General features: G+C 63.2%; 28 protein-coding genes, 2 pseudogenes and 1 riboswitch. Of the genes and pseudogenes, 13 read left to right on the forward strand and 17 right to left on the reverse strand.

Annotation, left to right across the window (positions count from 1 at the left end; translation table 11 throughout):
• Positions 1-175 precede the first annotated feature (175 nt).
• Positions 176-958 carry an NIPSNAP family protein gene (locus tag ACIU1A_RS07825; protein WP_404927022.1) on the reverse strand — a complete coding sequence of 261 codons (783 nt, stop codon included), beginning with the start codon at positions 956-958 and terminating at the stop codon, positions 176-178.
• 119 nt (positions 959-1077) lie between these two features.
• On the opposite strand from ACIU1A_RS07825, the gene ACIU1A_RS07830 reads away from it, so the two are divergent.
• Both ACIU1A_RS07830 and ACIU1A_RS07835 read left to right on the forward strand, forming a co-directional pair.
• Entirely contained in the window at positions 1078-1743 is a 666-nt protein-coding gene (locus tag ACIU1A_RS07830; protein ID WP_404927023.1) for a TetR/AcrR family transcriptional regulator, read from the forward strand.
• A 110-nt stretch (positions 1744-1853) separates the two neighbouring features.
• The gene (locus ACIU1A_RS07835) at positions 1854-2987 is read left to right on the forward strand and encodes a metallophosphoesterase (RefSeq protein ID WP_404927024.1); all 1134 of its coding nucleotides are present in this window, start codon (positions 1854-1856) and stop codon (positions 2985-2987) included.
• A gap of 139 nt (positions 2988-3126) precedes the next feature.
• Here the strand turns inward: ACIU1A_RS07835 and ACIU1A_RS07840 are convergent, their stop codons facing one another.
• Together ACIU1A_RS07840 and ACIU1A_RS07845 are read right to left on the reverse strand one after the other, a co-directional pair.
• Positions 3127-3378, reverse strand: a complete 252-nt coding sequence (locus tag ACIU1A_RS07840) for a hypothetical protein (RefSeq protein ID WP_404927025.1) — start codon at positions 3376-3378, stop codon at positions 3127-3129.
• Positions 3375-4529 (reverse strand): ISNCY family transposase, encoded by a 1155-nt coding sequence (locus ACIU1A_RS07845; RefSeq protein WP_404926836.1) that lies wholly within the window; start codon positions 4527-4529, stop codon positions 3375-3377. Before ACIU1A_RS07845 ends, ACIU1A_RS07840 begins: the two co-directional genes overlap by 4 nt.
• 302 nt (positions 4530-4831) lie before the next feature.
• On the opposite strand from ACIU1A_RS07845, the gene ACIU1A_RS07850 reads away from it, so the two are divergent.
• The 6 genes and pseudogenes from ACIU1A_RS07850 to ACIU1A_RS07875 all read left to right on the forward strand — a co-directional run bounded on the left by ACIU1A_RS07850 (position 4832) and on the right by ACIU1A_RS07875 (position 7176).
• Positions 4832-5041 carry a cold-shock protein gene (locus ACIU1A_RS07850; RefSeq protein ID WP_010915421.1) on the forward strand — a complete coding sequence of 70 codons (210 nt, stop codon included), beginning with the start codon at positions 4832-4834 and terminating at the stop codon, positions 5039-5041.
• A gap of 334 nt (positions 5042-5375) precedes the next feature.
• Entirely contained in the window at positions 5376-5603 is a 228-nt protein-coding gene (locus ACIU1A_RS07855) for a hypothetical protein (protein ID WP_140494292.1), read from the forward strand.
• The gene (locus ACIU1A_RS07860; RefSeq protein ID WP_140494290.1) at positions 5603-6007 is read left to right on the forward strand and encodes a hypothetical protein; all 405 of its coding nucleotides are present in this window, start codon (positions 5603-5605) and stop codon (positions 6005-6007) included. Before ACIU1A_RS07855 ends, ACIU1A_RS07860 begins: the two co-directional genes overlap by 1 nt.
• Before the next feature lies 1 nt (position 6008).
• On the forward strand, positions 6009-6176 hold the full coding sequence (locus tag ACIU1A_RS07865) for a hypothetical protein (protein WP_181167560.1): 168 nt from the start codon (positions 6009-6011) through the stop codon (positions 6174-6176).
• A gap of 51 nt (positions 6177-6227) precedes the next feature.
• Positions 6228-6563 (forward strand): YkgJ family cysteine cluster protein, encoded by a 336-nt coding sequence (locus tag ACIU1A_RS07870; protein ID WP_140880465.1) that lies wholly within the window; start codon positions 6228-6230, stop codon positions 6561-6563.
• Between the two features lie 77 nt (positions 6564-6640).
• Positions 6641-7176 (forward strand): annotated as a pseudogene (locus ACIU1A_RS07875) (LysE family translocator).
• A gap of 100 nt (positions 7177-7276) precedes the next feature.
• Here ACIU1A_RS07875 and ACIU1A_RS07880 read toward each other — a convergent pair.
• The 4 genes from ACIU1A_RS07880 to ACIU1A_RS07895 all read right to left on the reverse strand — a co-directional run bounded on the left by ACIU1A_RS07880 (position 7277) and on the right by ACIU1A_RS07895 (position 9547).
• Positions 7277-7555 (reverse strand): hypothetical protein, encoded by a 279-nt coding sequence (locus ACIU1A_RS07880; protein ID WP_140637692.1) that lies wholly within the window; start codon positions 7553-7555, stop codon positions 7277-7279.
• Between the two features lie 106 nt (positions 7556-7661).
• A complete protein-coding gene (locus ACIU1A_RS07885) occupies positions 7662-8036 on the reverse strand; it encodes a nuclear transport factor 2 family protein (RefSeq protein ID WP_140880467.1) in 375 nt (124 codons plus the stop codon).
• A gap of 17 nt (positions 8037-8053) precedes the next feature.
• Positions 8054-8500 (reverse strand): OsmC family protein, encoded by a 447-nt coding sequence (locus ACIU1A_RS07890; protein ID WP_404927026.1) that lies wholly within the window; start codon positions 8498-8500, stop codon positions 8054-8056.
• A 36-nt stretch (positions 8501-8536) separates the two neighbouring features.
• On the reverse strand, positions 8537-9547 hold the full coding sequence (locus ACIU1A_RS07895) for an NAD(P)-dependent alcohol dehydrogenase (RefSeq protein WP_404927027.1): 1011 nt from the start codon (positions 9545-9547) through the stop codon (positions 8537-8539).
• 97 nt (positions 9548-9644) lie between these two features.
• Between ACIU1A_RS07895 and ACIU1A_RS07900 the strand changes: the two genes are divergently transcribed.
• A complete protein-coding gene (locus ACIU1A_RS07900; protein WP_140494276.1) occupies positions 9645-10256 on the forward strand; it encodes a TetR/AcrR family transcriptional regulator in 612 nt (203 codons plus the stop codon).
• Positions 10257-10356: 100 nt separating this feature from the next.
• Here ACIU1A_RS07900 and groL read toward each other — a convergent pair whose 3' ends face one another.
• The 3 genes from groL to ACIU1A_RS07915 form a co-directional block, all read right to left on the reverse strand.
• A complete protein-coding gene (groL, locus tag ACIU1A_RS07905; protein ID WP_140494274.1) occupies positions 10357-12012 on the reverse strand; it encodes a chaperonin GroEL in 1656 nt (551 codons plus the stop codon).
• Between the two features lie 69 nt (positions 12013-12081).
• Positions 12082-12378, reverse strand: coding sequence for a co-chaperone GroES (gene groES, locus ACIU1A_RS07910; protein WP_006203049.1), 297 nt, complete (start codon positions 12376-12378; stop codon positions 12082-12084).
• Between the two features lie 393 nt (positions 12379-12771).
• Positions 12772-13398, reverse strand: a complete 627-nt coding sequence (locus ACIU1A_RS07915; protein WP_181165128.1) for a TetR/AcrR family transcriptional regulator — start codon at positions 13396-13398, stop codon at positions 12772-12774.
• A 126-nt stretch (positions 13399-13524) separates the two neighbouring features.
• Here ACIU1A_RS07915 and ACIU1A_RS07920 point away from each other — a divergent pair, with 126 nt between their 5' ends.
• The 3 genes and pseudogenes from ACIU1A_RS07920 to ACIU1A_RS07930 all read left to right on the forward strand — a co-directional run bounded on the left by ACIU1A_RS07920 (position 13525) and on the right by ACIU1A_RS07930 (position 17146).
• Complete coding sequence (locus tag ACIU1A_RS07920) at positions 13525-14706, forward strand: MFS transporter (RefSeq protein ID WP_404927028.1); 1182 nt, start codon at positions 13525-13527, stop codon at positions 14704-14706.
• Between the two features lie 12 nt (positions 14707-14718).
• Positions 14719-16010 (forward strand): annotated as a pseudogene (locus tag ACIU1A_RS07925) (D-arabinono-1,4-lactone oxidase).
• Positions 16007-17146 (forward strand): alanine racemase, encoded by a 1140-nt coding sequence (locus tag ACIU1A_RS07930; RefSeq protein WP_404927029.1) that lies wholly within the window; start codon positions 16007-16009, stop codon positions 17144-17146. The pseudogene ACIU1A_RS07925 and the gene ACIU1A_RS07930 overlap by 4 nt, the downstream one beginning before the upstream one ends.
• A gap of 139 nt (positions 17147-17285) precedes the next feature.
• Here ACIU1A_RS07930 and ACIU1A_RS07935 read toward each other — a convergent pair whose 3' ends face one another.
• The 7 genes from ACIU1A_RS07935 to ACIU1A_RS07965 form a co-directional block, all read right to left on the reverse strand.
• Entirely contained in the window at positions 17286-17741 is a 456-nt protein-coding gene (locus tag ACIU1A_RS07935; RefSeq protein WP_404927030.1) for a DUF2442 domain-containing protein, read from the reverse strand.
• Positions 17734-17961 (reverse strand): DUF4160 domain-containing protein, encoded by a 228-nt coding sequence (locus ACIU1A_RS07940; RefSeq protein ID WP_404927031.1) that lies wholly within the window; start codon positions 17959-17961, stop codon positions 17734-17736. Before ACIU1A_RS07940 ends, ACIU1A_RS07935 begins: the two co-directional genes overlap by 8 nt.
• A gap of 218 nt (positions 17962-18179) precedes the next feature.
• Entirely contained in the window at positions 18180-19223 is a 1044-nt protein-coding gene (locus ACIU1A_RS07945) for an ABC transporter permease (protein WP_404927032.1), read from the reverse strand.
• A complete protein-coding gene (locus ACIU1A_RS07950) occupies positions 19220-20017 on the reverse strand; it encodes an ATP-binding cassette domain-containing protein (RefSeq protein WP_140560600.1) in 798 nt (265 codons plus the stop codon). The genes ACIU1A_RS07945 and ACIU1A_RS07950 overlap by 4 nt, the downstream gene beginning before the upstream one ends.
• A gap of 85 nt (positions 20018-20102) precedes the next feature.
• Positions 20103-21110 (reverse strand): substrate-binding domain-containing protein, encoded by a 1008-nt coding sequence (locus ACIU1A_RS07955; RefSeq protein ID WP_140515536.1) that lies wholly within the window; start codon positions 21108-21110, stop codon positions 20103-20105.
• A gap of 83 nt (positions 21111-21193) precedes the next feature.
• Complete coding sequence (locus ACIU1A_RS07960; RefSeq protein ID WP_404927033.1) at positions 21194-22099, reverse strand: sugar phosphate isomerase/epimerase family protein; 906 nt, start codon at positions 22097-22099, stop codon at positions 21194-21196.
• 2 nt (positions 22100-22101) lie between these two features.
• Positions 22102-23133, reverse strand: a complete 1032-nt coding sequence (locus ACIU1A_RS07965) for a Gfo/Idh/MocA family protein (protein WP_140631406.1) — start codon at positions 23131-23133, stop codon at positions 22102-22104.
• 181 nt (positions 23134-23314) lie between these two features.
• Here ACIU1A_RS07965 and ACIU1A_RS07970 point away from each other — a divergent pair, with 181 nt between their 5' ends.
• The gene (locus ACIU1A_RS07970; protein WP_140494255.1) at positions 23315-24340 is read left to right on the forward strand and encodes a LacI family DNA-binding transcriptional regulator; all 1026 of its coding nucleotides are present in this window, start codon (positions 23315-23317) and stop codon (positions 24338-24340) included.
• Positions 24341-24402: 62 nt separating this feature from the next.
• A riboswitch (cobalamin riboswitch) is annotated at positions 24403-24612 on the forward strand.
• Positions 24613-24698: the final 86 nt, after the last annotated feature.

The following is a 24698-nucleotide window of genomic DNA, read 5'->3' on the forward strand; positions in this document are numbered from 1 at the left end:
GCGGAAGTGCAATCGAATGAGAGATCGGCGGGACAGCGCCCCCCTCTGGCCTGCCGGCCATCTCCCCCACGAGGGGGGAGATCGGCTGTCCACTCACTCCGCCGTATACCCGCCGTCCACCGCAAAGACGCCGCCCCGCCTCTGATCAGACGCCGCCTCCGCGCGGACTGGGAAATCAGCAACAAAGCCGCGAGCGCGATGTCGCCGACAGGCGCATGGTTTCGGTCGGTCTGGTCAGGTCATGTCGGACGGCGTGCGAGAAGGCTTGCCATGCAGGTGAGGCGGCAAGCGCGGTTTCATGCTGGGCCTGCGCTTCTTCGCCATCAAAACCCATCACACTGATGAAAACATTCTCACTCGCTCGCACCGGCAGGCGTGGAAAGCTGTTTTCCGCATGCTCCGTGACGAAAGCGGCGAGCAGCCGCGCACCGGGTGACGCCGTCATCGGCGCGACTTCGGCCTCGAAGCGGCTGGCGAACGCGGCCTCTGTGCCCGGCCGCAAATGATAAATCCGAATCACGACCATGCCTGACAGCGGCGTGCTTCTGCCTGGCTTTTCGTCTACGGCCAAGCCCGCGCGCAAGGCGCCGGAGAGATCGAAGCCAGCCCCGGTCCACGCAGGCTTGAGCAGCAGCACATCGTCGGAATCGATCATCGTGGCATTGGCTGAATTGCGGTGCGCTGCCCATACCGGACCGTCATAGAAGGCGCTCAGGGCACGTTTGCGCGCCTCCATGTCCTCGAAACCGCGCAGCCAGACGAACATGTCGGGGCGATCGAGGTCCCTGAATTGGCCGATGATGGTCATCCCGGCCTCTTCCTGGCCTTCGATCAGCTTGCCGTCAAAGAGGTCGATAAGGGTATCGCGTTTGCCAGGTTTCAGCGTGTACTGCCGCAGTTCGACGACCGGGGAGGCGAGCGCTGCTGTCTCCGATGTGGCACTCAGGGGCAGGCTCATAAGCTCGTCTCCAAAAACAGGGTGATCATCCTGTTTTACAAAACAGACCGGTTGTCCTGTTTTGTCAATCTGCTAGCTTCTTTTTCTTCCCTCCTGGAGGGGCACGGTGGAGATTCCCGATGACAGGGCATGCCCAGAAGCGCACCAATGATCCCGAAGGCATGCGCAACAGAGTGCTCGATGCCGCGCAGGAGTCCTTTCAGGTACGCGGCTATCACGCGTCCAGTCTCGGCGATCTGATGGCGGCGGCGGGTGTCAGCGGCGGCGCGTTGCATCATCATTTCCCGACCAAGAGAGCGTTGGCGCTGGCGGTGATCGAAGAGCGTGTGGCCGCGGCGGTCGAAGAGACATGGATGGCGCCTTTGCGGGCGGCCGCTTCGGCGCGCGAAGGCGTGCGTGCAGCCTTCGAAGCCGTGGCGGCGGAACTTGAGCAACAAGGCTTCGTGCGCGGCTGTCCCCTCAACAACCTTGCACATGAACTGTCGCTCGCCGATGCCGAGTTGCGCGCCGCCCTTGCCGGCATTTTTGCCGGCTGGCGCCAGGCGATCGCCGACAAGGTCCGGGCTGATCAGCAGGCGGGCAGGGAGCAGGACACCGACCCGCAGCGTTTCGCCGCCCTGGCCGTCGCGGCCTATTCCGGCGCGATGTCGATGGCCAAGACGGCGCAGGATGCCGGCATGTTGCGCGATTGCCTGGCGGGGCTGGAGCAGAATGTCGCCCAAGCTTCGCCCATGGCCCCAACGAGGCGGCGTCGCAGGATATTGCTGCCACCGGGAAACCTTTGATGCCGAGGACGGGAACGATCCCTACAACTCAGTTCCGTTCTGGGGGAGGGCAGCCGTGGACCGGGCGCTGAACTTTACTGCTGACCGGTGTCCGTGCTGAACTTCAACCCATGATGAAGCGCTTCTCACCAAAATCGGTATCACGACGCCGTTTTCTGGCGCGGGCCGCCGGTCTTGCCACGGCCCTTGCGCTTCCACGCCCGGCGCTCGGCCAGACCGGGCAGCGCATTCAGCCTGTCGATGCCACCTTCCTGTTCATCGCCGATGTCCATGCCTGCCGCATGGCCAGCGGCTTGAGTCCCAATTGCCAGCAGGAAGGCAAGACCGACGCTGCCTTGCTGCGCAATGTGGCGGCTCTGAACGGCATTGGCGACAAAACATGGCCCGTCGAGATCGGCGGCGTCCCGACGGGCCTACGCTCCGCCGGCAGCCGAATCGGCACGCCGCTCGGCCTCGTCATCGGCGGCGACATGACCGACGATGGCGGTGGTCAGATCACCCAGCCGAGTGAAGGCACGCAATTGCTGCAATTCAGCCAGCGTTACCAGCAAGGCATGGGGCCTGACCGCGTGCATGTTCCAGTCTATGTCGGGCTCGGCAATCATGACCTCGACCAAAACGGCCCGCGGCATCACGTTGACTGGTACCGGCGCGAAATGCGCGACTATGTCGAAGTCAATCACCGTGCCGGCGTGTTCTTCAAGCCACCGGTTCCGGCCACCGACTACGATGTCGAGACCGACTGCTATGCGTGGGACTGGGGCGGGCTGCATCTTGTCCAGACCCACCGTTTCGCTGGCGACACCGGCCATGGCGCGGAGAGCAGCCTGCCCTGGCTGAAGCAGGATCTGGCGACCTATGCGGCGGACGGCCGCCCGGTCATCCTGTTTCAGCATTATGGCTGGGATAATTTTTCGACTGAGCGATGGGATCCCGCCAAAAAGGCGTTCGACGACGACGGCAAGGGGCCGCCGCATTGGTGGAGCGATGCGGACCGTCAGGCACTGCTTGCGGCTCTGAAGGGCTATAACATAATTGCCGCCTTCCATGGCCATCAGCACGAGGTGCCGATGATCTATCAGCGCGACGGCCTTGATCTCTTCAAGCCAAAGGCGGCCTATATGGGCGGGTTCGCACTGGCGCGGGTCACCAATGATGGCATGGATGTCGTGCTGGGCGAAGCCAGCGACGATCACGGCGGGGTCACATTCACCAACGCCTTCAGCAAACCGTTCCAGACATGAAAGCCCGCAGCGGCCTTTTCGTCCCGGACGCTGACTGACGTCGACCTGGCAGTGCGCTCGGGCCTCGGCCTCCGCTACGAGATGCCGCCGATGATGACCGCCGCGATGCAAGGCCGAAAGAAAACGCCCCTCGCACCTTTTATCGTGCGGGGGGCGTCTTTGCCGTTAGCTTTTCCTTCGATTGCTCTCGTGAATTGCTGACGACAACCATGAAACGTGCTTCGACCGAAATGGCTCCCGGCGCGTCCAGATTTTTTAGGGCCGCTTTGTTCAGTGCCGATTGGCATGAACCGTCGCGGCGGGTGAGCCAAGAATGTCGGTAGCTAATCAAGTTGTCCGGTTTGGTAGCACATGATCTGTCCGCTTCTGTTTTGGCGTCGAAGCGGTTCACGCGGCTTGCCTGATGGGGCAAGTGTCTTCGATTGCGGCGCCGTCAGAGCTGTAGCGAGCAATGCGGCGCGGCCCGTGAAAGATCGCGAGGGTTCCATCCGGGTAGTGCCTGACCTTGACGGTGGCTTTGACGAAGTGATGCCGGATCGGGCTCTGCGGCAGCTGCAATCGCAGCCGCGCGAAGGCGACCGTGTTGTCGCGGGCAACGACGCGCTCCTCCTCGATGCACAGGATCTGGGCCAGTTGTTGCGGGTCTGCGGCGACAAAGGCGCTGTCCTCGACCGCGGCCGGCCTGGCGAAGCGGGCATTGTGAGCTGGTAGGTAGGTCTGTGCGATGAACCGGTTGGCGGCCTCGATGTCGGCAATTCCGGCCAGCGCCAGCTCTCTCGGTAGCCGATCCTGCAAGGTGGAGAACATCCGCTCCGAGCGGCCTCGCGCTTCAGGGGAATAGGCTGGAATATGTTCGATACCCAGCCGCTCGAGTGCCCGGCCGACCTGGGTCAGCCGGCTTTTGTCGACCGCCTCGCCGGCCTTCAGCGTCACGAAATAGTGGCTGCCGCGATCGCTGTAGAGGCTCGATGGCAATCCCTTGGCGACGAATGTCTCCAGAAGGCCCTGAAAGCTCGACGCCGTGCCTTCCTCCTCGATCAGGAAGGCCGAATAGATCGTGCTCGTCGCATCGTCCATCGTCACGATCAGGTCCAGCATCGGCTCACCCGCCAGCCATCGATGACGGCTGCCATCCTGATGCAGCATCATCCCCTCGCAAGGCTTCCTCTCCCGCTTGCGCCGGTGAGCACCGCGCCGCTTGGCCCGTTCCACAAGGCCCGCCGCGTGGAGCTGCGTCTTGATGAAGGTGTAGACCCAGCTGAAATGGTGATCGCGCAGCAGGTGCTCGTGGAAATGCTTCACATTCCAGCCGAGGTAGCGATGACGGTAAAGCTCCAGCATCTCCTCAATCGCTTCCGCCGGCACCCGACGCGTCGAAAGCTTGCCCAAGCGCCGATCCAGCAACCCTGCTTCCCCAGCTTCTTCGTACCGGTCGCGGTAGCGTCGGAATTGCCGCTCCGACATGCCAAGCAACTCGCCTGCCTCCATCATCGAAAGATCGCCGCCATTCCAGCGGCTCAATACGTCTCGAAACTTCTGCATTCTCCGTTCCTGTAGCCATGCCGTCCGCTTCATCCCCAGCCTCCATCCGCTGGCGATAAAACCGGACAACTCACGTGCTACCTAATCCGGACAACTCATGTGCTTACGACAGGCGGGTGAGCCAAGAATTGACATGGCCGTTTAAATAGCTTACAAGACCTTTGTCGATATTTGTTGACTGACTTTTGTTATCCGCGCTTTGCAGCGCGCCTTTGACGAACTTCCCACATCAAAAATCGAGACAAACGACGTTGTGCATCCGCATGACGGCGAACGAGTATTTGCCATGGAAAGGGTTCGTCATGAGCACCGGCACAGTTAAATGGTTCAACGCCACCAAAGGTTTTGGTTTTATTCAGCCTGACGACGGCTCTGCCGACGTTTTCGTCCACATCTCGGCCGTAGAGCGCGCCGGCATGCGTGACATCGTCGAGGGCCAGAAGCTCGGCTACGAGATGGTCCGCGACAACAAGTCCGGCAAGATGTCGGCCGACCAGTTGAAGGCGGCCTGAAAAAGGATTCAGCCTTCCCGGTGACCACGGATGTACTGGCACTGGTGAATGGCGAATTCGGGCGCATGGCGGCGGAAACCTGAGTTTTCGCACGCTGCGTGCCGGAGCGTCCTGTGCATCCACTGGATGCGCGACGCTCTCATGGAAGGTCAGGCGGTGCCTGGCCTTTTTCACTTTGTGGGTCTCGCCGTCGAAAATGCGCTGCGCGTCGGCCTGAACGTGCTAAGGGACGCTCCAGCAAATTGAATCCGCCGCCCCAATGCTTTTGTGCGTGGGTCCTGACTGAAGACCGGTCTTGCCCTATCGGCACGAGACTCCTGACAGGAGAAAAATTTTGACCGCCAATTCGAAAACAGCTGCTGATCAGGCAGTGCCCTTGTTCAGCAAGACGCAAACCCAGTCGATGTCGCTCAACCGCATCATTTCCGAACGCGATGCCCTCACCGAGGCGCGTGAAGCCAAGACCGCGCGTTTGCGCGAACTGCGCCTGGAAAAAGAGGCAGATGAAATGGCTGCGGCGGCCGCACAGGCGGCGTTGCCGAAACGGGCCGGAAGACGCTGATGGCGACGAAGCGTGTGCCGGCGACACCCATCGCCGCTGATGCGACCATCGCCGACATGGTCGAAACATTGGACAAGCCAGTCGAATATGTTCGGCGTGTGCTGGAAAAACTCGAACGCTGCAAGCGCGTCCATGGCGATGCACAGGTGCGCGTCGGCGTGCGGGGCCGCGCCGAGTGCCCGAACTATTTGATCGAATATGTCCGCCAAGACGCCAAGACCCGCGAGCCGGTGACCCATCAAGACGCCGCCTACAGCGGCAGCACGCATCGCGAACTGGCGCCGCATCACATCGCGGAGGCGAGGAACTGGTCGCCTGAGGAAATGAACATAACGGCGGTTTCGGCCCTGATCGGCCGTTTGCGCAGTCCGCGCGCACCATCGCGCTTCGCCGACGAGGACTGAGATGGCCATAAAATTCTCCGCCAAGGACCAACCGCCGGCGCCCGCCGCCGCTGCAAAGCCGGTCAAGCCGGCTGCCGCGCCGAAGGCGGATGCCGCTGCCGAGGCCGCGACCGACCTATTCAAGTCTCCGGCCGAGGCGCCGTCGCGCAAGGCAGGCAAGAAGAAATAGCGCCTTGCCGCAAGACGCCGACCGCAATCTGCTGTGCAGGGACCGTTCTCGTTGGTGACCGCAGCCAGCCTTTCATCGTCGCAACGAGGCACCGTCCCGGCATTTGATTGCCAGAGCTGCGGCGCCTGTTGCTCCTACTCGGCCGAGTGGCCGCGCTTTTCCACCGAGGACGACGCGCAGCTCGACCGTATCCCGGACAAGTATGTCGCGACCGATCTGTCGGGTATGCGTTGCGAGGGCGCGCGCTGTTCGGCTCTCTGTGGCGAAGTGGGCAAGGCAACCGCTTGCGGCATCTACGAGCTGCGCCCGGATGTCTGCCGCGCCTGCATGCCCGGCGACGAGGATTGCCTGATGGCGCGTCGGGCGCACGGGCTGCCTGTCCTCTGATCTGACGGCGCCGCGGCTTGTGCGCGGGGATTTCGCTGCTACGCTGCCCGCCGGGCAGCACAGCGGAGAACCAAATCGTGAGCATCGAATTCTTGTTGACGTCGCTGATCGTGGTGGCTTCGCCCGGCACCGGCGTCCTCTACACGCTGAGCGCCGGGCTTTCCCGCGGCGCCCGCGCCTCCATCGTCGCCGCTTTCGGCTGCACGCTCGGCATCATCCCGCATATGGCTGCCGCCATCACCGGCCTCGCCGCGCTCCTGCACACCAGCGCGGTCGCCTTCGAGACGCTGAAATATCTGGGCGTCGCCTACCTCCTTTACATGGCCTGGAACACGCTGAAGGAGAGGGGTGGTCTGAACGTCGAGGACAATGTCGCGCCGCGCTCCACCGGCAAGGTGATTGCGAGAGGCATCCTCGTCAATGTGCTCAACCCGAAGCTGTCGATCTTCTTCTTTGCCTTCCTGCCGCAGTTCGTCAGCACGACCGAGCCGCACGCGCTGTCGAAGATGCTGGAACTGAGCAGCGTCTTCATGCTTTTGACCTTCGGATGCGCCGCACGTTCGCCGGCGCTTTCGTCATGCTCGGCGCCAAGCTTGCGCTGGCGGACAGGTAGAATTCGTTCGCCCCGCCTTGGCACGAAATCGATGCCGAACAATGAGAAGGCGAGCCTTGGCCCGCCTTCTTTTGTTCTTCAACTCCGGACTAGCCGGCAATCATTTGTTCGCGCCGCCGAGCGCCTTCAATTTTTCGCAGAACGGGGCATACGGCTTGCTCATCGCCGCATCCTGACAGTCCTTCATCATCATGGCTTGGTCGTCCTTGGACATTTTTGCCCAGGCGGCTTTCATCTCGGCGTCGGATTTCATCGTCTTCATGCTCGCATCGGTGAAGAACGGTTCCATCATCTTGGGCGAGTCGAGCGCTCCGGCAAGTGCCGTGCCGCTGAGAACGGTCAACGCGAGTGCTCCAAAGCAGGCGGTTCTGATGTTCATGACATTAGTCCTCCCTATGGTCTTTCTCGATCGTCTAATGGCGGTCGGACTCTATTCCTAGCACAAACCGATGTGTATTAGGAGTAACTCATATGGTGAAGCCAGCCTATCCCTTGACGTAGCCCATCGCCTCGACGATACGCCCGCCCTCGACGCGCATCAGATTGACGCCGCGCAGCGAATTGCCGTCCGCCATCCAGTAGCGCCAGCGGATCGTCGCCCGCTCGCCGGCGACGAAGGTCTCCTCGATGTCGAAGCGCGTGCCGGGCTGAGTCGCGATCGCCGTCCATAGCCCGACGCAGGCCGCCTTGCCGGCATGGCGCGCACCGTCCGGTGCCGGCACGGTGTTTTCAATCACGCAGTCCTCGCCCACCAACTCGGCAAGCGCCGACGGATCGTGCAACTGGAACACGTCGTTGAAGCGCCGCATGATCTCGGCTGTCCGCCGCGACTCTGGATGACTGTCCATGATGCTGCTCATCTCGTGCTTCTCCTGATTCATTGTTGCGCGGCGGTGCCCACGAGGGTCGCCTTGAGGTTGATCTGGGCCACGCCGGCCAGCGCGCGCGAAACGAGACAGCTCGCCTTGGCGGACTGGGCAAGGCGCTCGAACTGGTCTTCGGCGAGCCCCGCGACGTCCACCGACGTTTCAAGGTCGATGCGGGTGATGGTCGGCCCGGCCTCCGTCGCTCCGAGGTGCACCTTGGCGACGGTGCGGATGTCCCGGGGAATATGACCTCCCTGGCCAAGGGTGAAGGTCAGCGCCATCGAGAAACAGCCGGCATGCGCGGCCGCAATCAGTTCTTCCGGGTTGGTGCCGGGGCCGTTCTCGAAACGCGACGGAAAGGAATAAGCGCCTTCGAACACACCGCTGCCAAGCCGCAGCTGGCCTGAACCTTCCCTCAGCGTGCCTTGCCACTCGGCCGAAGCTTCACGAATTGTCATTGCTGTTCTCCCTTGAGGTTCGATTGATGTTGAAGATCAGGCTCCGTCGATGACGACCTTCCCGAACACGTCGCCTTGCTGGAAATAGCGGTAGGCGTCGCGGGCCTCGGTGAAGGGGAAGACCTTGTCGATGACCGGCCTCAACCGGTGCGCCGAGACGGCGTTGAGCATCGTTTCGAGGTTCGCGCGGCTGCCGACGAACAGACGGCCGATGGTGGCGAGGCTGCGCTGATAGACGGCGCCCGGGATCTGCACCGTTGCGCCTTTCGCATCCTGAATGGTGAGCAGCACGATGCGCCCGTAAAGCGCGCTGGCGATCATCGACTGCGCGAAGGTCGGCGGGCCGCCAGTTTCGACGGTAAGGTCGATACCGCCGGTTTCGTCATGCACCATCGCCCCCCATTCCGGCATGTCGGTCGAGGACACGACGAGGTCGGCCCCCATCGCCCGCAGCTTGCCGACCTTCTCGGCGCGAGAGGTGACGGCGACGACGCGGCAGCCGAGCAGCTTGGCGAACTGCAACGCGAACAGCGAGACGCCGCCCGAGCCTATGACTAGAACCCATTGGCCGGGCTTGGGAATCTCCGCCCCGGTCAGTGCGTTCCAGGCTGTCAGGCCGGCGCAGCTCAGCGTTGCCGCCTCGCGCCAGTCGAGATGCTCGGGAACTCGCACCGCCCATTGCTCGTCAAGCACGGCGTACTCGCCGAGCATGCCATCCAGCGTGCAGCCGAGCTGGTCGATCAGTCCGGCATTGATGCGGCCATCGATCCAGCGGGCGAAATAGCTGCCGGTGACACGGTCGCCGACGGCAAAGCGTGTGACATCATCGCCGATGGCGACGACCTCGCCGGCGCCGTCGCTGAGCGGAACGATCCCGCGGCGCGGTGTCAGGGGGTAGGTGCCATTGAGGATCATCGTATCGCGTCGGTTGAGCGAGGTGGCGCGCACCCGCACCACGATCTCCTGGGGCCTTGGCTCCGGTCGCACCTCCACCCGCATCACCAGACATTCGGTTCCGCCCAAACCCTCAAGACGATAGCTGCGCATTTCGGCTCTCGATTATATAGACTGATCTACATATTATGTAGACCAGTTGTCATATTTCTGGCAAGGCTTATAAGGATCTCTCCTGACAGAGGTTGACATGGCGAACGATACGAGAGCCCGCATACTCGAAACGACCGGATTGCTGCTCAGGCGGCGCGGCTATCACGGCACTTCGCTCAATGACATACTGAGCGCCAGCGGCGCCCCGCGCGGCTCGCTCTATTTCCACTTTCCCGGTGGCAAGGATCAACTGGTCGTCGAAGTGACGCGCGCCAGCGTGGCCGAGGTGACTGAGAGGCTTGGTGCCGAGCTGGCGGCGGAAAGCGATCCGGCGGTCGCCGTTCACCACATTTACCAGTCGGTCGCTCGCATGCTGGAGGACAACGAATTCTCGCTCGGCTGCCCGATCGCGCCGGTCGTGCTCGATGCGCCGAACGACGTGCCGGACTTGGAGGAAATCTGCCGCTCCGCTTTCGAGCAGTGGATCGGCCTGCTGCGCCAGGCGTTTGTCAGGGCAGGGGTGGTCGAGCGCCGCGCACGGGCGCTGGCGCTGTTGGTCGAGTCCTCGCTGGAAGGCCTGATGGTGATTGCCCGCGCCACCCGCGATCGCTCATCGATCAACGTCGTGGCCGATGAGGTGGCTACCCTGATCGAGCAGGCAGTCCTCGCCGGCAAGGCGACGCGGCAAGCGGAGAGCACTGCTGTCTGACGCTGATTCCAACCGACTACGCTGAAGCAAGGCCTGAATGTGCAAAGAAAAGGGCGGCATCGCTGCCGCCCTTTCCACATGCATAAAGCAGATGGCTGGATTAGAAGTCCATGCCGCCCATACCGCCCATGCCGCCGCCGCCCATGCCGCCAGGCATGCCGCCGCCAGCCGACTCCTTCTTCGGAGCCTCCGCGATCATGGCTTCGGTGGTGACCAGCAGGCCGGCGACCGAGGCCGCGTCCTGGAGAGCCGTACGCACGACCTTGACCGGATCGACGATACCCATGGCGATCATGTCGCCATATTCGCCGGTCTGGGCGTTGTAGCCGAAGGTCGCGCCCTTGTTCTCGAGGATCTTGCCAGCAACGATCGATGCTTCCGCACCGGCGTTGGCAGCGATCTGACGGGCCGGAGCCTGCAGCGCGCGGCGCACGATGTTGATGCCGGCGGCCTGGTCGGAGTTGACGCCGGTGGCCTTGAGGTTGCCCGAAGCGCGCAGCAGGGCCACGCCACCGCCGGCAACGATGCCTTCTTCCACGGCCGCGCGGGTCGCGTTGAGGGCGTCATCGACGCGGTCCTTCTTTTCCTTCACTTCCACTTCGGTCGCACCGCCGACGCGGATCACGGCAACACCGCCGGCGAGCTTGGCCAGGCGTTCCTGCAGCTTCTCCTTGTCGTAGTCCGAGGTGGTCTCCTCGATCTGCTGCTTGATCTGGGCAACGCGGCCCTGGATCTCGGCCTTCTTGCCGGCGCCGTCGACGATGGTGGTGTTCTCCTTCGAGATCGACACCTTCTTGGCGCGGCCGAGCATGTTGAGGCCGACATTCTCGAGCTTGATGCCGAGGTCTTCGGAGATGACCTGGCCACCGGTGAGGATGGCGATGTCTTCCAGCATGGCCTTGCGGCGGTCACCGAAGCCCGGAGCCTTGACGGCGGCGATCTTCAGGCCACCGCGCAGCTTGTTGACGACCAGCGTGGCCAGGGCCTCGCCTTCGACGTCTTCCGAGATGATGAGCAGCGGCTTGGAGGTCTGCACGACCGCTTCCAGGACCGGCAGCATGGCCTGCAGGTTGGAGAGCTTCTTCTCGTGGAGCAGGATGTAGGCGTCCTCGAGATCGGCAACCATCTTATCGGGGTTGGTGACGAAGTAGGGCGAGAGATAGCCGCGGTCGAACTGCATGCCTTCGACGACTTCCAGCTCGGTCTCGGCGGTCTTGGCTTCCTCGACGGTGATGACGCCTTCGTTGCCGACCTTCTGCATCGCTTCCGCGATCATCTTGCCGACCGACTCGTCGCCATTGGCCGAGATGGTGCCGACCTGGGCGACTTCCTCGGAGGTCTTGATCTTCTTGGCGGCCTTGCCGAGAGCTGCGACCACTTCGGTCACGGCCAGGTCGATGCCGCGCTTCAGGTCCATCGGGTTCATGCCGGCGGCAACCGCCTTGTGGCCTTCCTGGACGATCGACTGCGCCAGAACGGTCGCAGTCGTGGTGCCGTCGCCGGCGATGTCGTTGGTCTTCGAAGCGACTTCGCGGACCATCTGCGCGCCCATGTTCTCGAACTTGTCCTCAAGCTCGATTTCCTTGGCGACGGTGACGCCGTCCTTGGTGATGCGCGGTGCGCCGAACGACTTGTCGATGACGACGTTGCGGCCCTTGGGGCCGAGCGTGACCTTCACCGCGTCGGCGAGGATGTTGACGCCGCGCAGCATGCGCTCACGGGCGTCGCGGGAGAATTTTACGTCTTTGGCAGCCATGTTCAACTCCTGGCAGGGGCTCGGATCGAGCCCGAAGATTTAAGATTCAGTTGATGGGAAGGCCGATATTCAGCCGATGATGCCCATAATGTCGGATTCCTTCATGATCAGAAGGTCTTCGCCATTGAGCTTGACTTCGGTGCCCGACCACTTGCCGAACAGGATGCGGTCGCCAGCCTTGACGTCCAGGGGCACGAGCTTGCCAGCTTCGTCGCGGGCGCCGGAGCCGACGGCGATGATCTCGCCTTCCTGCGGCTTTTCCTTCGCCGTGTCGGGGATGATGATCCCGCCGGCGGTCTTGGATTCGGATTCGACCCGGCGTACGACCACGCGGTCATGAAGCGGGCGGAACTTCGACTTTGCCATGTTTTCTTCCTCGATGAGAACGGTGAGAAACAGTTCCTCCGTCCGGCGAAGCCGGACAATCTACAAAGCCCGGCGGTACCGGACCTGTGGTTAGCACTCACCAATGGCGAGTGCTAACGTGGCGGTGAAATAGGCTGCTGGCTGGCGAGAGTCAAGGCGCGCGCGAGCGGGCAGCGGCGCGAAATTTTGTTTTCCGCGAAAGCCCGCTCGCAGAACGTGCCAGTTGCCGCTGGCCTTTCATGCGAAATGCGCCGGTTCCTCCCGCAATCGACGGCAAAACAAGGCGCGCAGGGGTGCTCTGCCGCTATCGGTCAGAGATCCTGCCGCCCGATACTTCGATACGCAAGACGTGTCGATGTCACGGGAGAGGGGCGCGAAAGCCGCCGCCGAAAACTACAGAAACAATCTCAGCTGCGTATGGATGATGGACCTGTAGTCGTCGATCGTGCGCCGGCCTTCCTTCTCGTCCTGCGTCAGCGCTAGCCGCACGACGCCGCCGGCAAGCTGGAAGATCAGGAACACCACGCGCGCGAAGTCTTCGCGCCGGTCGGGCCGCAGCATCGGAGCGACGTGGTCGCAGAACATCTTGGCCTGGTGCCTTGTCTCAGCAATGTCGAGGTTCTGCAGCGCCTTGTCGGCCTGGATCGCGTTCTGCAGATCCTGGATGGCCGGGTCGTCGGCCACGCGCCGGTAATAGTCCTCGATCATGCGGTCCGCGGCAGCCGTCACGTCCTCAAGCCCACTTATTTCGGCGATGATCTCGCCGAAGCGTGCGCGGCTTTCCTCCGAGAAGCGCTCATAGAGCATCGCCAGGATCGCCGATTTGTTGGGAAAATAATGGTAGACGGTGGCGATCGGTCCTCCCGCCAGAGCGCCCACTTCCTTCATTGTCACTGCGTCGATGCCTTTTTCGCCGATCAGCCGCATGGTCGTCGAAAGGATCGCGTCGATGCGTTCGCGGCTCCGCTCCTGCTTGGGCCTGCGCCTCGGCGCCGTCGCCATCCGCCTTGCTTCCGCCATGCGCCCAATCTCTCGCGAGAGCTTCAAAATTCCCGGTTGACAAGAAACATGATCAAGTATCAGTTTCGTAATGCTGACAAGTTGTCAGCTTTTTTATCGCACTGCAAGGACGTTGGGAGGCGCCTCGTGACTGCGACGCAAGCCGTACAAGCGGAAAATGGCGATTGGCTGGTCGGCAACCCGACCGGCGTCGAGCTCGGCTCCGCATTATGGATCGGCTCGGTCGGGCTGCTGATCCTCGGGCTTCAGCCCGTGCTGCTTGGCGCGCTCTACACCGAGGGCCATGTCAGCGGCGATGAACTGGCGCTGGTCGCCACGGCGGAGATGATCGCGATCGCCATCGGTTCAGCCGTGGTGGCGATGCTGCTTTCCGCGCGCAACATGCGCTGGAAATGCGCCGTCCTTTTGATCCTGCTGGCCCTGGCGAATGTATGGACCGCCCATGCCGCAAGCGCCAATGCGCTGATCGCCGCCCGCGCCATCGCCGGGCTGGCTGAAGGTGGTCTGGTCGCGATCGCCACCGAACTGATCGCCCGTTCGCGCCGGGCGGAGCGCATCGGCGGCTATTTCGTGACGCTGCAGACCCTGGCGCAATGTGCGCTCGCTCTGCTTTTGGCACTCTATGTCATTCCCGAGGCGGGGTCGTCCGGCGGCTTCATCGTGCTTGCCGTCGTCTGCGTCGTCTCGCTGGCGGCCGCTTTCACCGTACCCGGTGACTACGCCGACCTGCCGAAAGAGGAGAACCTGGCCAATGTGCTGACGGTTCCGTCGATCACCGCGCTAGTGTCGGTCTTCTGCTACTTCATGTTCTTCGGCGCGATCTGGGCCTTCCTGGAACCGCTCGGTGCGCAGTATGGGATTGATAGCTGGACCGTTGGTCTGATCGTCTCGGCCAGCCTGGCGACGCAGGTCCTGGGCGCGATGACGGCGACCGTGTTCGAGGCGCGCATCGATTACCGCATTGCCATTACGGCCATCGGTGCCGTCGCGCTGGTCTCCTCCCTTGTTCTTGCCAGCGCACCTGGCCTGACGACATTCTGGATCGCCGCCTTTGTCATGGGCTTCATCCTGTTGTTCATCGTACCCTATCAGATCCGGCTGGCGATCACGGCGGACGAGACGCGTACCGCCGTGCTGCTGGTGCCGGCTGCACAGCTCTTCGGCCTGGCGATCGGGCCGGTCGCGGCGTCGCTGCTCATCGACGGCAAGGATTTCCGGCCCGTGCCGGAATTCGCCGCGGCAAGCGCGTTTGCCAGCGTGGCCCTGCTTGGCCTGTTCGTGGCCACTATGCGCCGTCGGCGCGTCTGACGGGACGGCTAGATGTCGACGATCACCGCGCGGAACTGGAGCAACTGGTCGGGCTTCGTGCGCGCCGAGCCGAAGCTGGTCGCCACTCCAACCGACGCCGGCGAGCTTGCCGATCTGGTGCGCACGGCACCTGGGCCGCTGCGCGTGGCGGGTGCTGGCCACTCCTTCACGCCGCTGGTGGCATCGCAAGGCTCGATCGTTTCCCTGGAGAAGATCGAGGGGCTGGTCTCGCACGATGTACAAAGCCATCGCGCGCGGGTGCGGGCAGGGACCCGGCTCGGCCCGCTGATGCACATACTGCAAGGCCTGGGCCAGGGCCTGCCCAATATGGGCGACATCGACCGTCAGGCGATCGGCGGCGCGCTGGGCACCGCCACCCATGGTTCCGGGCCGGCGCTGGGCGCTTACCACACCCGGTTGGAGACGGTGCAGATCGTGGACGGGCGGGGCGAGTTGCGCGAATTCGATCGGACCCGCGACCAGGACATGATCCATGCGATGGGCGTTGCGCTCGGCGCCTTCGGCATCTTGACCGAAGTCACGCTGAACAACATCGCGACCTACCGGCTGCGCCGCCGCAAATGGGTGCTGCCGATCGCCGACATGCTGCGCGATTTCGAGATGATGATGGCCGCGCACCGGTCGGCCGAATTCTACTACATTCCGTTTTCCGGCTACGCGCAGTTCATCGCCAGCGACCTCAGCGACGCGAACCCGACCACCAGGCCGACCGACGACGACGAGGCCGGCCTGGCGACGCTACGCAAGCTGAGCCGGGGCTGCGCCGGCTGCCGTGGCTGCGCCGCTCTTTGATCCGCGGCGCCGTGAAGAAGGTGCCGGCCGAGGATTATGTGCAAGACTGGCTCAACGTCTATGCCAGCGACCGCCAGACCAAGTTCAACGAGATGGAGTATCATCTGCCTTTCGAGGAGGGGCCGAAGGTGATCACGCAGATCATCGAGCTGACCGAGAAGCACTTTCCGGAAGTCTATTTTCCGATGGAGGTGCGCTCGGTGGCACCCGACATGTTCTGGCTTTCGCCCTTCTACAAGCGTCTGACCTGCTCGATCGCCATTCACCACGATGCCGCCAACGACCCTGAGCCCTTCATGCGGGCGGCCGAGCCGATCTTTCGCAGGCATGGCGGCCGGCCGCATTGGGGCAAGATGCACAGCCTGAAGGCGGCGGATTTCAAAAAGCTCTATCCGCGCTGGGATGATGCGATGGCTGTTCGGCGAGACATCGATCCCGAGAACCGTTTCGTCTCGCCCTACATGGCCGGCCTGTTCGGCATCGGCCAATGAGCGGCTATTTCACCACGCTGTCGGATGCGTTGAGGGCGGCCGGCGTCTTTCGGCCTTGTCTCGTGCTCGACCGCGACCGGCTGGACCGCAACATCGACCTGGTGAAGCAGAGACTGGCGCCCGGCCTTGCCGTGCGGCTGGTCGACAAGTCGCTTGCTTGCCTGCCGCTGCTTTCGCATATCGCCGAGGCGCTCGGCACCCATCGCTTCATGACGTTTCATCCGCCGATCACAAGGGCCGTGCTCGACGCTCTTCCCGATGCCGACATGCTTTACGGCAAGCCGATGCCGGTCGGCGCGGCAAGGCAAGCGATTTCAAGCGGTACCGCCGACTGGTCGCGCGCCTGCTGGCTGATCGACAGCGAGGAGAGACTGGCGGAATACGGCGCTCTGGCCGCCGAACTCGACGTCGGGTTGCGCATCGCTTTCGAGATCGATGTCGGGCTGCATCGGGGCGGGTTCGCCGAACCGCGTGCGCTGTCGAAGGCATTGAACGTGCTGCCCGCCCGGTTGCGCTGCGAAGGCGTCATGGCCTACGAGGCGCACGCGCCGCACATTCCCGGTCTGTTCGGCGGTCCCAAAAAGGCGCTGGCAGAGGCGTCGCAGCGGGCCGCGGCGTTCATCGCGGCTCTCGGCGAGGACCAGCACCGAACACTGAACATCGGCGGCTCGAAGACCGCGTTGCTTCATCGTGGCGGCATGGCCAACGAAGTGTCGATCGGGTCGGCCTTCGTGCTGCCCGGGGATTTCGACACGCCCGGCCTCGACGGCTTCCAGCCCGCGGCCTTCATCGCCACGCCGATCCTCAAGGTGGTCGAGCCGATGCTGCCAGGCCCGCCGGCGGTCACCCGCCTGCTGCAGACGGTCGGCCGGTTTCCGCGCAAGGGTTGCTATCTCTATGGCGGCAAATGGATGGCCGAACCGGTGTTTCCCGAAGGCATGAAGGCCAATGGCCTGCTTGGCCTTTCCTCGAACCAGCAGTTCATGGGCCTGCCCGGCGATGCCGCCACCAGGTCCGGCGACTACGCCTTCCTGCGCCCGACGCAGAGCGAGGCGGTGCTGCAGCAGTTCGGACCGATCGCGGTTTTTTCGGGCGGCAGCCTCGTGGACCGCTGGCCCGCGCTGCCGATGGGGTAGGCATGGTGCCTCGTTACGATGAGGCCAAACCAGACGCTTCGATGTAACAGACCGACCGTCAACCCAAAGCCACGATGCGCTGGCGGCCAGCAGCCGCATGCTTGGAACAGTCAGCGAGCCTATCCGCCTCCAGACGGGGTCATCGTTGACCGGCCTTCTCGGCGAGATATCGAGTAGCCAACGCGATTGAATTGGGGATCGGTGTCGATCCTCTATAGTTGGCAATTTGGCGCCTGGAGATTTCCAACTGGAGCGCCATCCCCTCAAGCGAGAATTTCAGCAGATCGTCCATGATATGGCGGAATTCCCGGTTCTCCATACCAATTGAGGGCAGGGGATCGATCCATTCGGCTGACAACTCGATTCCCCCGTCCCACTCGATTGCATTGCCGTCTTCGTTAACCCGCATGGTTCCAAACAGCTCGTCATCGTCGCGAAGCGGAATGAAGTGTCGATGGCTATTCAACACTGGATTCAGGTCAACCGTATTGGAGCGGCCGTCTCGCCAGGTGATGCGCACGCGGCGGCCATCAATCATGGTGACCGAGGCGATCCTGGGGAGCGGATTGCCGACTGTTACGGTATCGTCAACCATTGAGGCGGGTCCATTCATTGCGCAACTCCTCTTCATGCGAGTTAGCCCAAGCGATTACGGCATCGAGGTCTTTGCGACGCATTTGGCCACGCAACACGTTCCATGAGCCAATCCTGATCAGGACTTCATACTCACCCTTCAACGCGTGAAAGTGAGGCAGGTTATGGTCATCCGCAAAGACCTGAATCTTGATGCCGTCGAGAACCTTCAAAGTGGGCATGTGGCTGTTCCATCGCGCCAAATTTAATGCAGAGGGTGCACTAAATCAAGCGAAAGTGCACTGGGTGCACCAAAGCGTCGCATTTCATCAGTTTGATCGATATTGCGCGTGACGTAAATCGACGACCCCGGCCCTGCGTTCTCGTCCGCGCGGCCGCCGTTGTAGCTACCGGATTGAGCTCGGACGGTCGCGCCGAACGGCCGGCCTTGGGTAGCGTTTCAGCGGTAGCGCGCCTGGTTCCAGCGGTGGCCAAGCAGCGACAGGATGATGATCAGCCCGTTGAAGAACTGCACATAGAAGCCGCTGAGGCCGGCAGCGACGACGCCGGTCTGGATGAACGCCACCGTCAGCGCGCCGATAGCGCCGCCAAACACGGTACCGATGCCGCCCCAGGTCGGCGTGCCGCCGACGAACACCGAAGCCAGCACCGGCAACAGATAGCCGTCGCCGGCGGTTGGCCACCAGGTGAAGTTGATCATCGTCGAGAAGGTGCCGCCGATCGCGGCCCCGATGCCGACGAAGACGAACACCTTGACCTTCACCCGCTTGACGTCGATGCCCATCTGCTGGGCGCTGTCGGGATTGTCGCCGACCACCTTCACCTGCGCGCCGAAGCGGTGGCGGTTGTAGAGCAGCGCGGCGAACACGACGAAGGCGAGCGCCCACAGGATCTGTACCGGAATCCCGTAAACCTGGCTGGAGAAGATCGTATAGGTCCAGCTTTGCCCGAGCGTCGGCAGCGCGGTCGACTTGCCTTCGTTGATGATCTGGATCAGCCCGCGCAGCAGGAAGTTCATGCCGAGCGTGGCGATCAGCGACGACAGGCTGCCATAGACGACCAGCACGCCGACCAGGAAGCCGAGCAGCATGCCGGTGGCGAGTGCTGCGACGATGCCGAGGAAGGGATCGTAGCCGGCCTGAACGACCAGCGCGAAAACCCAGGAGGCAAAACCCATCGTCGCCGGAAACGACAGGTCGATTTCGCCGGAGGTGACGACAAAGACCAGCGGCACGACCACGAACAGCGCGACCGGCAGCGTGGTCAGCACCGAGCTGTAGAGGAACCAGGTGGTGAACACCGTCGGATTGGCGATGGTGAAGGCGACCATCATCACCACGAAAACGCCGAGCGTGCCCAGCGCCGCGCGATTGTCGAGAACGAAGCCGCGCAGCAAATGATCCGACGGGTGCTTCCACGCCGCTTCGCCCATTTCGGTATGGGGCGAGGGAGCCTGGCGATTGGGCTCGGCGATGTTGCTCATGGCCTTGTGTCCTCCGCGCGCTGGGCTTCGCCCAAGCCGGGCAGTCCGCCGGGATGCGCGAGGTCTTCCATGAAATTGACGAGCGTGTCGGCCGACTTGATGTCGCGCTTGTCGGCCTGCAGCGCCACAGTGCCACGATCGAGCACGACGAAACGGTCGGCGATGTCGAAGACATGGTGGATGTTGTGGCCGATGAACAGGATCGAGCGCCCGCTCGCCCGCACCTGGCGCACGAAGTGGAAGACCTTGGCGGTTTCGGTCAGCGACAGAGCCGTTGTCGGCTCGTCGAGGATGATCAGGTCGGCCTGCTTGTAGATGGCGCGCGCGATCGCCACGCCCTGGCGCTCGCCGCCGGAAAGCTGGCCGACGACGGACTGCGGCGTGAACACTTTCGAAGTGAAGCCGATCTCGCGCATAAGCCGGCTCGCCTCCCTGATTTCGGTGCCGACTTTCAGCCAGCCGAGGAAACCGGTGAGTTCGCGTCCCATGAAGATATTGCGCACGATGGTCTGCTGCACGGCCAGCGCACGGTCCTGGAAAACGGTCTCGATGCCGGCGTCGCGCGAGCGCGCCGCGTTCCAGCCGGTGACCGGCTTGCCGCGAACGAGGATCTCGCCGTTGGTCGGCTTGACCGCGCCGGCGAGGATCTTGATCAGCGTCGACTTGCCGGCGCCATTGTCGCCGATCAGTCCGACCACCTCGCCGCGGTCGACGCTGAGATTGACCCCGCCAAGCGCATAGACCTGGCCGTAGGATTTCGTGATGTCGCGCAGTTCGATGATGCGTTCGGCCATCGGGTCCTCGCTTGCTTGTCGCATGCCGGGCCTCGCCGGCGGTCCCGCCGGCCGGGCCTGAGCCCCCGGCCGGCGGCTTGGGAGGTCAGCGTAGTGCCTGCTTGGCCAGTTCGGCGACGATCTTGTAATTCTCAGGCGTGACGAAGCCGGCGCCGGTATCGACATTCATCGGTGCCAGCCCCAGCACCACTTGCTGGCAGAGGCTGAGGATCGGCAGATAGCCCTGCATGAACGGCTGCTGGTCGGCGGTCAGCTGCACCCAGCCGCCCTTGAAGGCTTCGACGATCTGCGGGCTGGTGTCGAAGCCGAAATTGAAGATGTCGCCCGGCTTCCGGCCCGCCGCCGTCATATAGGTCTGGACGTTGCCGAGCATCTGTCCGCCCGGGTAGCCGACGGCCTTCACGCCGGGATTGTTGAGCAAGGCGGCGGTGATCACCGGGATCGCCAGATTCGGATCGGCTGCCCACTCGGTTGCGGAATTGATTTGAACGACATCGATGCCGGCCTCTTTCAAGGCGGAGACGGTTCCTCGCTCGCGGGCGCCGCGGCTCTCATTCTCGAACGGGCCGATCATGATTGCCTTGTCACCGGCCTTGAGCTTGGCCAGCTTGAAGGCTTCCGCGCCGAGCGCGCGGCCCTGCTGTTCCTGCTGCGCGCCGACATAGCCCCCGCCGAAGGCCGCCACCACCGTCGGCACCGGCACGTTCTGGTACATCATCTTGATGCCGTCCTTATGCGCCTGTTCGGCCAGCGGCATGATGGCGGCGTCGCCGGGGTGGCCCATCATGGCAATACCGTTGGGCTTGACGGCGACCGCCTCGCGCAGCTGCTGGACCATTTTTTCGATGTCCCAGCCTGAGAAGATGTAATCCACTTTCGGTCCGAGATCGGCCGCAGCCTGCTTGGCGCCATTGTAGACAATGGTGCCGAAAGCGTCGCCCTCGGCGCCGCCGACGAAGAAACGGATGTGGACGTCCTTGCACCATTGCGCGTCGAGCGCCTGTGCCGGCAAGGTGGAGATGGCGGCGGCGAGCGCCGTGGCGGTCGCCACCACGGTCGTGCGCAGAAGTGTCGTTCTCTTGGCGATGCTCATGCACGTTCCTCCTTTGTCCTCGCGAGCGAGGGTTTCGACATCTGCTTCGGCAATCCCGTCCGGCTCCTCCCGCCGGCCAATCCTCACGTCGGGTTCGGCAGGTAGCTCAGGCCTCCCCTGCATTGCTGGAGGTATTCCAGCGCGCGGACCTGGCCTGTAATTTCAAGATCGTCGCGATAGACCGGGTCGTGCCAACCTTCGATGTCGATGGCGCCCTTGTATCCGGCCAGCCGTAATTCGCTGATCACCCGCGTCCAGTCGCTGTCGCCGAAGCCGGGCGTGCGCATCTGCACGAAGGGCAGGCGGCCGAAGACGCCGTGCTCGCGGATGACATCCCAGCGCACCGTCGCGTCTTTGCCGTGGACATGGAAGATGCGCGGCGCCCATTTGCGGATCTGCGGGATCGGGTCGATCAGATAGACCAACTGATGGCAGGGCTCCCATTCCAGACCCAGATTCTCATCCGGCAATTCGTTGAACATCAGCTCCCAGGCGTCCGGATTATGGGCGATGTTCCAGTCGCCGCCGGCCCAGTTGCCATCCATGGCGCAATTCTCGAAGGCGATGCGCACGCCCTTGTCGGCCGCGCGTTTGGCCAATTCGCCCCAGACTTCGCGGTAGCGCGGCAGGCTGTCGGTCAGCTGCTTGCCGCGGATGCGGCCGGTAAAACCGCTGACCAGATTGGTGCCGAACAGATGCGCGCTGTCGATCACCGTTTCCCAGGCCTTGAGCACGCCGCGGTCGGTGTCGCCGCTCTCGAGTGGATTGCCGAACACGCCGATCGAGCTGACGCTGACATCGGCATCGCCGATCGCGTCGCGGATCTCGCCGGCGAGCCGCCCCAGGTCCTTGCCGCCCAGCGTCTGCCAGAAGAAGGGCTGGACGCTCTCGAAACCGAGCGGCAGGATCTGCCTGACATAGGCGGCCGGATCTTCGAGATTGGCCCGCACCATGGTGCCGATCCTGATGTCAAGAAGCGGGTCCGCCATGGTCATCCTTCCTGCCTGGGGATTTCGATCCGGCGCCCGGTCTCGGCGCTTTCGATCGCCGCGAAAACCATGGCCAGGCTCTTGATATTGTCGGCGCCGCGCGTCTCCGGCTCGGTGCCGGTTTCCACGGCGCGGACGAAATCTTCCATGACGCCGAGATGCCCGCCGATGCGGTCGGCAGGGTCGAGCGGCGGCACCGCTACCGGCACGACCTTGTCGAGGAGGCCTTCGCGTTCCGGCAGCACGGCTTCGGCCTTCAACTCGTCATGACCATCCCAGGTCAGGCTGCCGCGTTCGCCGACGATGCGCCAACTGCCTTCCCAACTGGTGCGGAAACCGTCGGCGCACCAACTGCCGCGATAGGTGAACATCTTGCCCTGGCCGAGCTCGAAGGTGGCGCTTGCCGACGATCCCTGCCGGTACCAGGAATTGGCCGGCTCCCATTCCCGGCAATACACTTCGGTCGGCTCGCCATCGACCATGTAGCGGGCGGCGTCGAATGTATGGATCGCCATGTCGAGCAGCAGCACATGGCGCATGCCTTCGCGGAAACCGCCGAAATGCGGCGCAATGAAAAAATCGGCATGGATGCTGGTCGCAGCGCCGATGGCCCCGGAGCCGAGGAAGCGCCGGATGCGCCGGACGTTGGCGACGTAGCGGCGGTTCTGCACCACGGCATGGATGCGCCGGGCGCGCCGCGCATCGTCGATGATGGCGCGCGCATTGTCCGGGCTGTCGGCCAGCGGCTTTTCCGTCAACAGATGACAGCCATGGGCAAAGGCCGAATTCGCCACGGCGCGACGGGCGGCAGGCACGACCACGTCGAACACCGCATCGGGTCTGGTCTGGGAGAGAACGACGTCGAGATCGGTCCCGATCGCGACCCCGGCGAGGTCGTATTCGCGTGCCCGCTGGCGCGCCCTGTCGGCGTCGAGGTCGACGAGACCGACGATCTTGACGGCAGGGGATTGGCTGATGGCCTCGAGCCAGGTTTTGCTCATGGCTCCGCACCCGACCAGGACGACGTGCATCATCCAGCGCTCCTCCGGCCAACCCCTCCTGGCTGGCACCCACGGCAGTCCGTAAATGACTTCCGTAAACGTTTACGATGACACACCCGATGGCATATATTGTCAATCGGATTTGTACCGTCGGCTCTGAAACGCCTTGGCCGCACGACCGGCTGGTGCTAGCCAGAAGCAGGAGGGGGAGGTCTTGGCGTCCAGCATTCACGATCTTGCGCGGCACCTGAACATTTCGATCGGTACAGTCTCGCGCGCGCTTAACGGGCGCGCCGACGTGAACGCCGAGACACGCCAGCGCGTGCTCGAGGCGGCCCGGAAGCTCAATTATTCACCGAACCACTCGGGCAGGAACCTACGCCGCGGCACCACCCATGCCGTGGCTTTCATGCTGCAGCCGCATCCGGGCGACCAGCAGTATGGCGAGCCGTTCTTCATTCCGTTCCTCACCGGACTGCAAGCGACATTGGCCGAGTGCGGGCTGGACCTGATCATCGTCATGGGCGCGCCGGCGGATTATCAACAGGAGCGGCTGCGCCGCGTCGTCGAGACGCGTCGTGCCGATGCCGTCGTACTGGCCTGGACGCGGCGCGAGGACGATCGCATCGACTATCTGAGCAAGGCCGGCTTTCCCTTCGCGACGCTCGGCCGAAGCCGGTCCGGCGACGACAGCTATCCCTCTCTGGATCTGGATTTCGAGAAGGCGGGCGCCGATGCGGTCGACCGGCTGGTTGCGCGTGGCCACCGCCGCATCGCCGCCATCCGGCCGTCGCTTGACCTGAATTTCGGTTATCTGTTTCTGGAGGGTTATTGCAAGGCGCTGCGGCGGCACGGCATCGAAGTCGATCCCGGCCTGATTGTGGATGGTTTTATCAACGAAGCCGGTGGCTACGCGGTGACACCGCAAGTCATGCGGTCGAAGGATCCGCCGACCGCGATTATCTTCAACAACGACTCGATGGCGCTCGGCGGCTGCAAAGCGCTCGCCGAAATGGGGATCAAACCCGGGCAGGATGTCGCGGTGATCGTCATCGTAGACACGCCACTCTGCCGTTATTTCTCGCCGGCGCTGACCGGCTTTCGTCCGAGCCTTGACCCGATGGGGCGGCGGCTCGGCGAAATCCTGCTCGCCTCGCTCCCGGCTTTCGCCGGCGCGAAAGGGCCAGAGATCATTCGCGAGGTCTGGCCGCTGGAACTGGTGGCGCGCGATAGTGATTGACCACACGTTTGTATCGTTATAACAGAACATGCATCGACCTTGCCTTGACGCTGCCTGCATCCTAGGCTGCGACTCGTGATGGTCCCCGCGCCGCAAGGCGAGGGGTGAAAAGGGAACATGGTGAGGCCCGATTTTCGGGTCGAAGCCATGGCTGCCCCCGCAACTGTAAGCGGCGAGCAAAATCCGAGAAGCCACTGGCCGGCAAGGCTGGGAAGGCAGGATGGCGCAACGACCCGCGAGCCAGGAGACCTGCCATCTGCATGAGTTGACCGGACGGGGTGTGCCGGGAGGAGACGCAGGTTTCGGTCTTGTCGACCGGTTCAAGCCAGCTTCCTTCCGTCGCCATTTTGAAAGTGAC

The organism is Mesorhizobium maamorense (genome assembly GCF_044998965.1).
Taxonomy (GTDB): domain Bacteria; phylum Pseudomonadota; class Alphaproteobacteria; order Rhizobiales; family Rhizobiaceae; genus Mesorhizobium.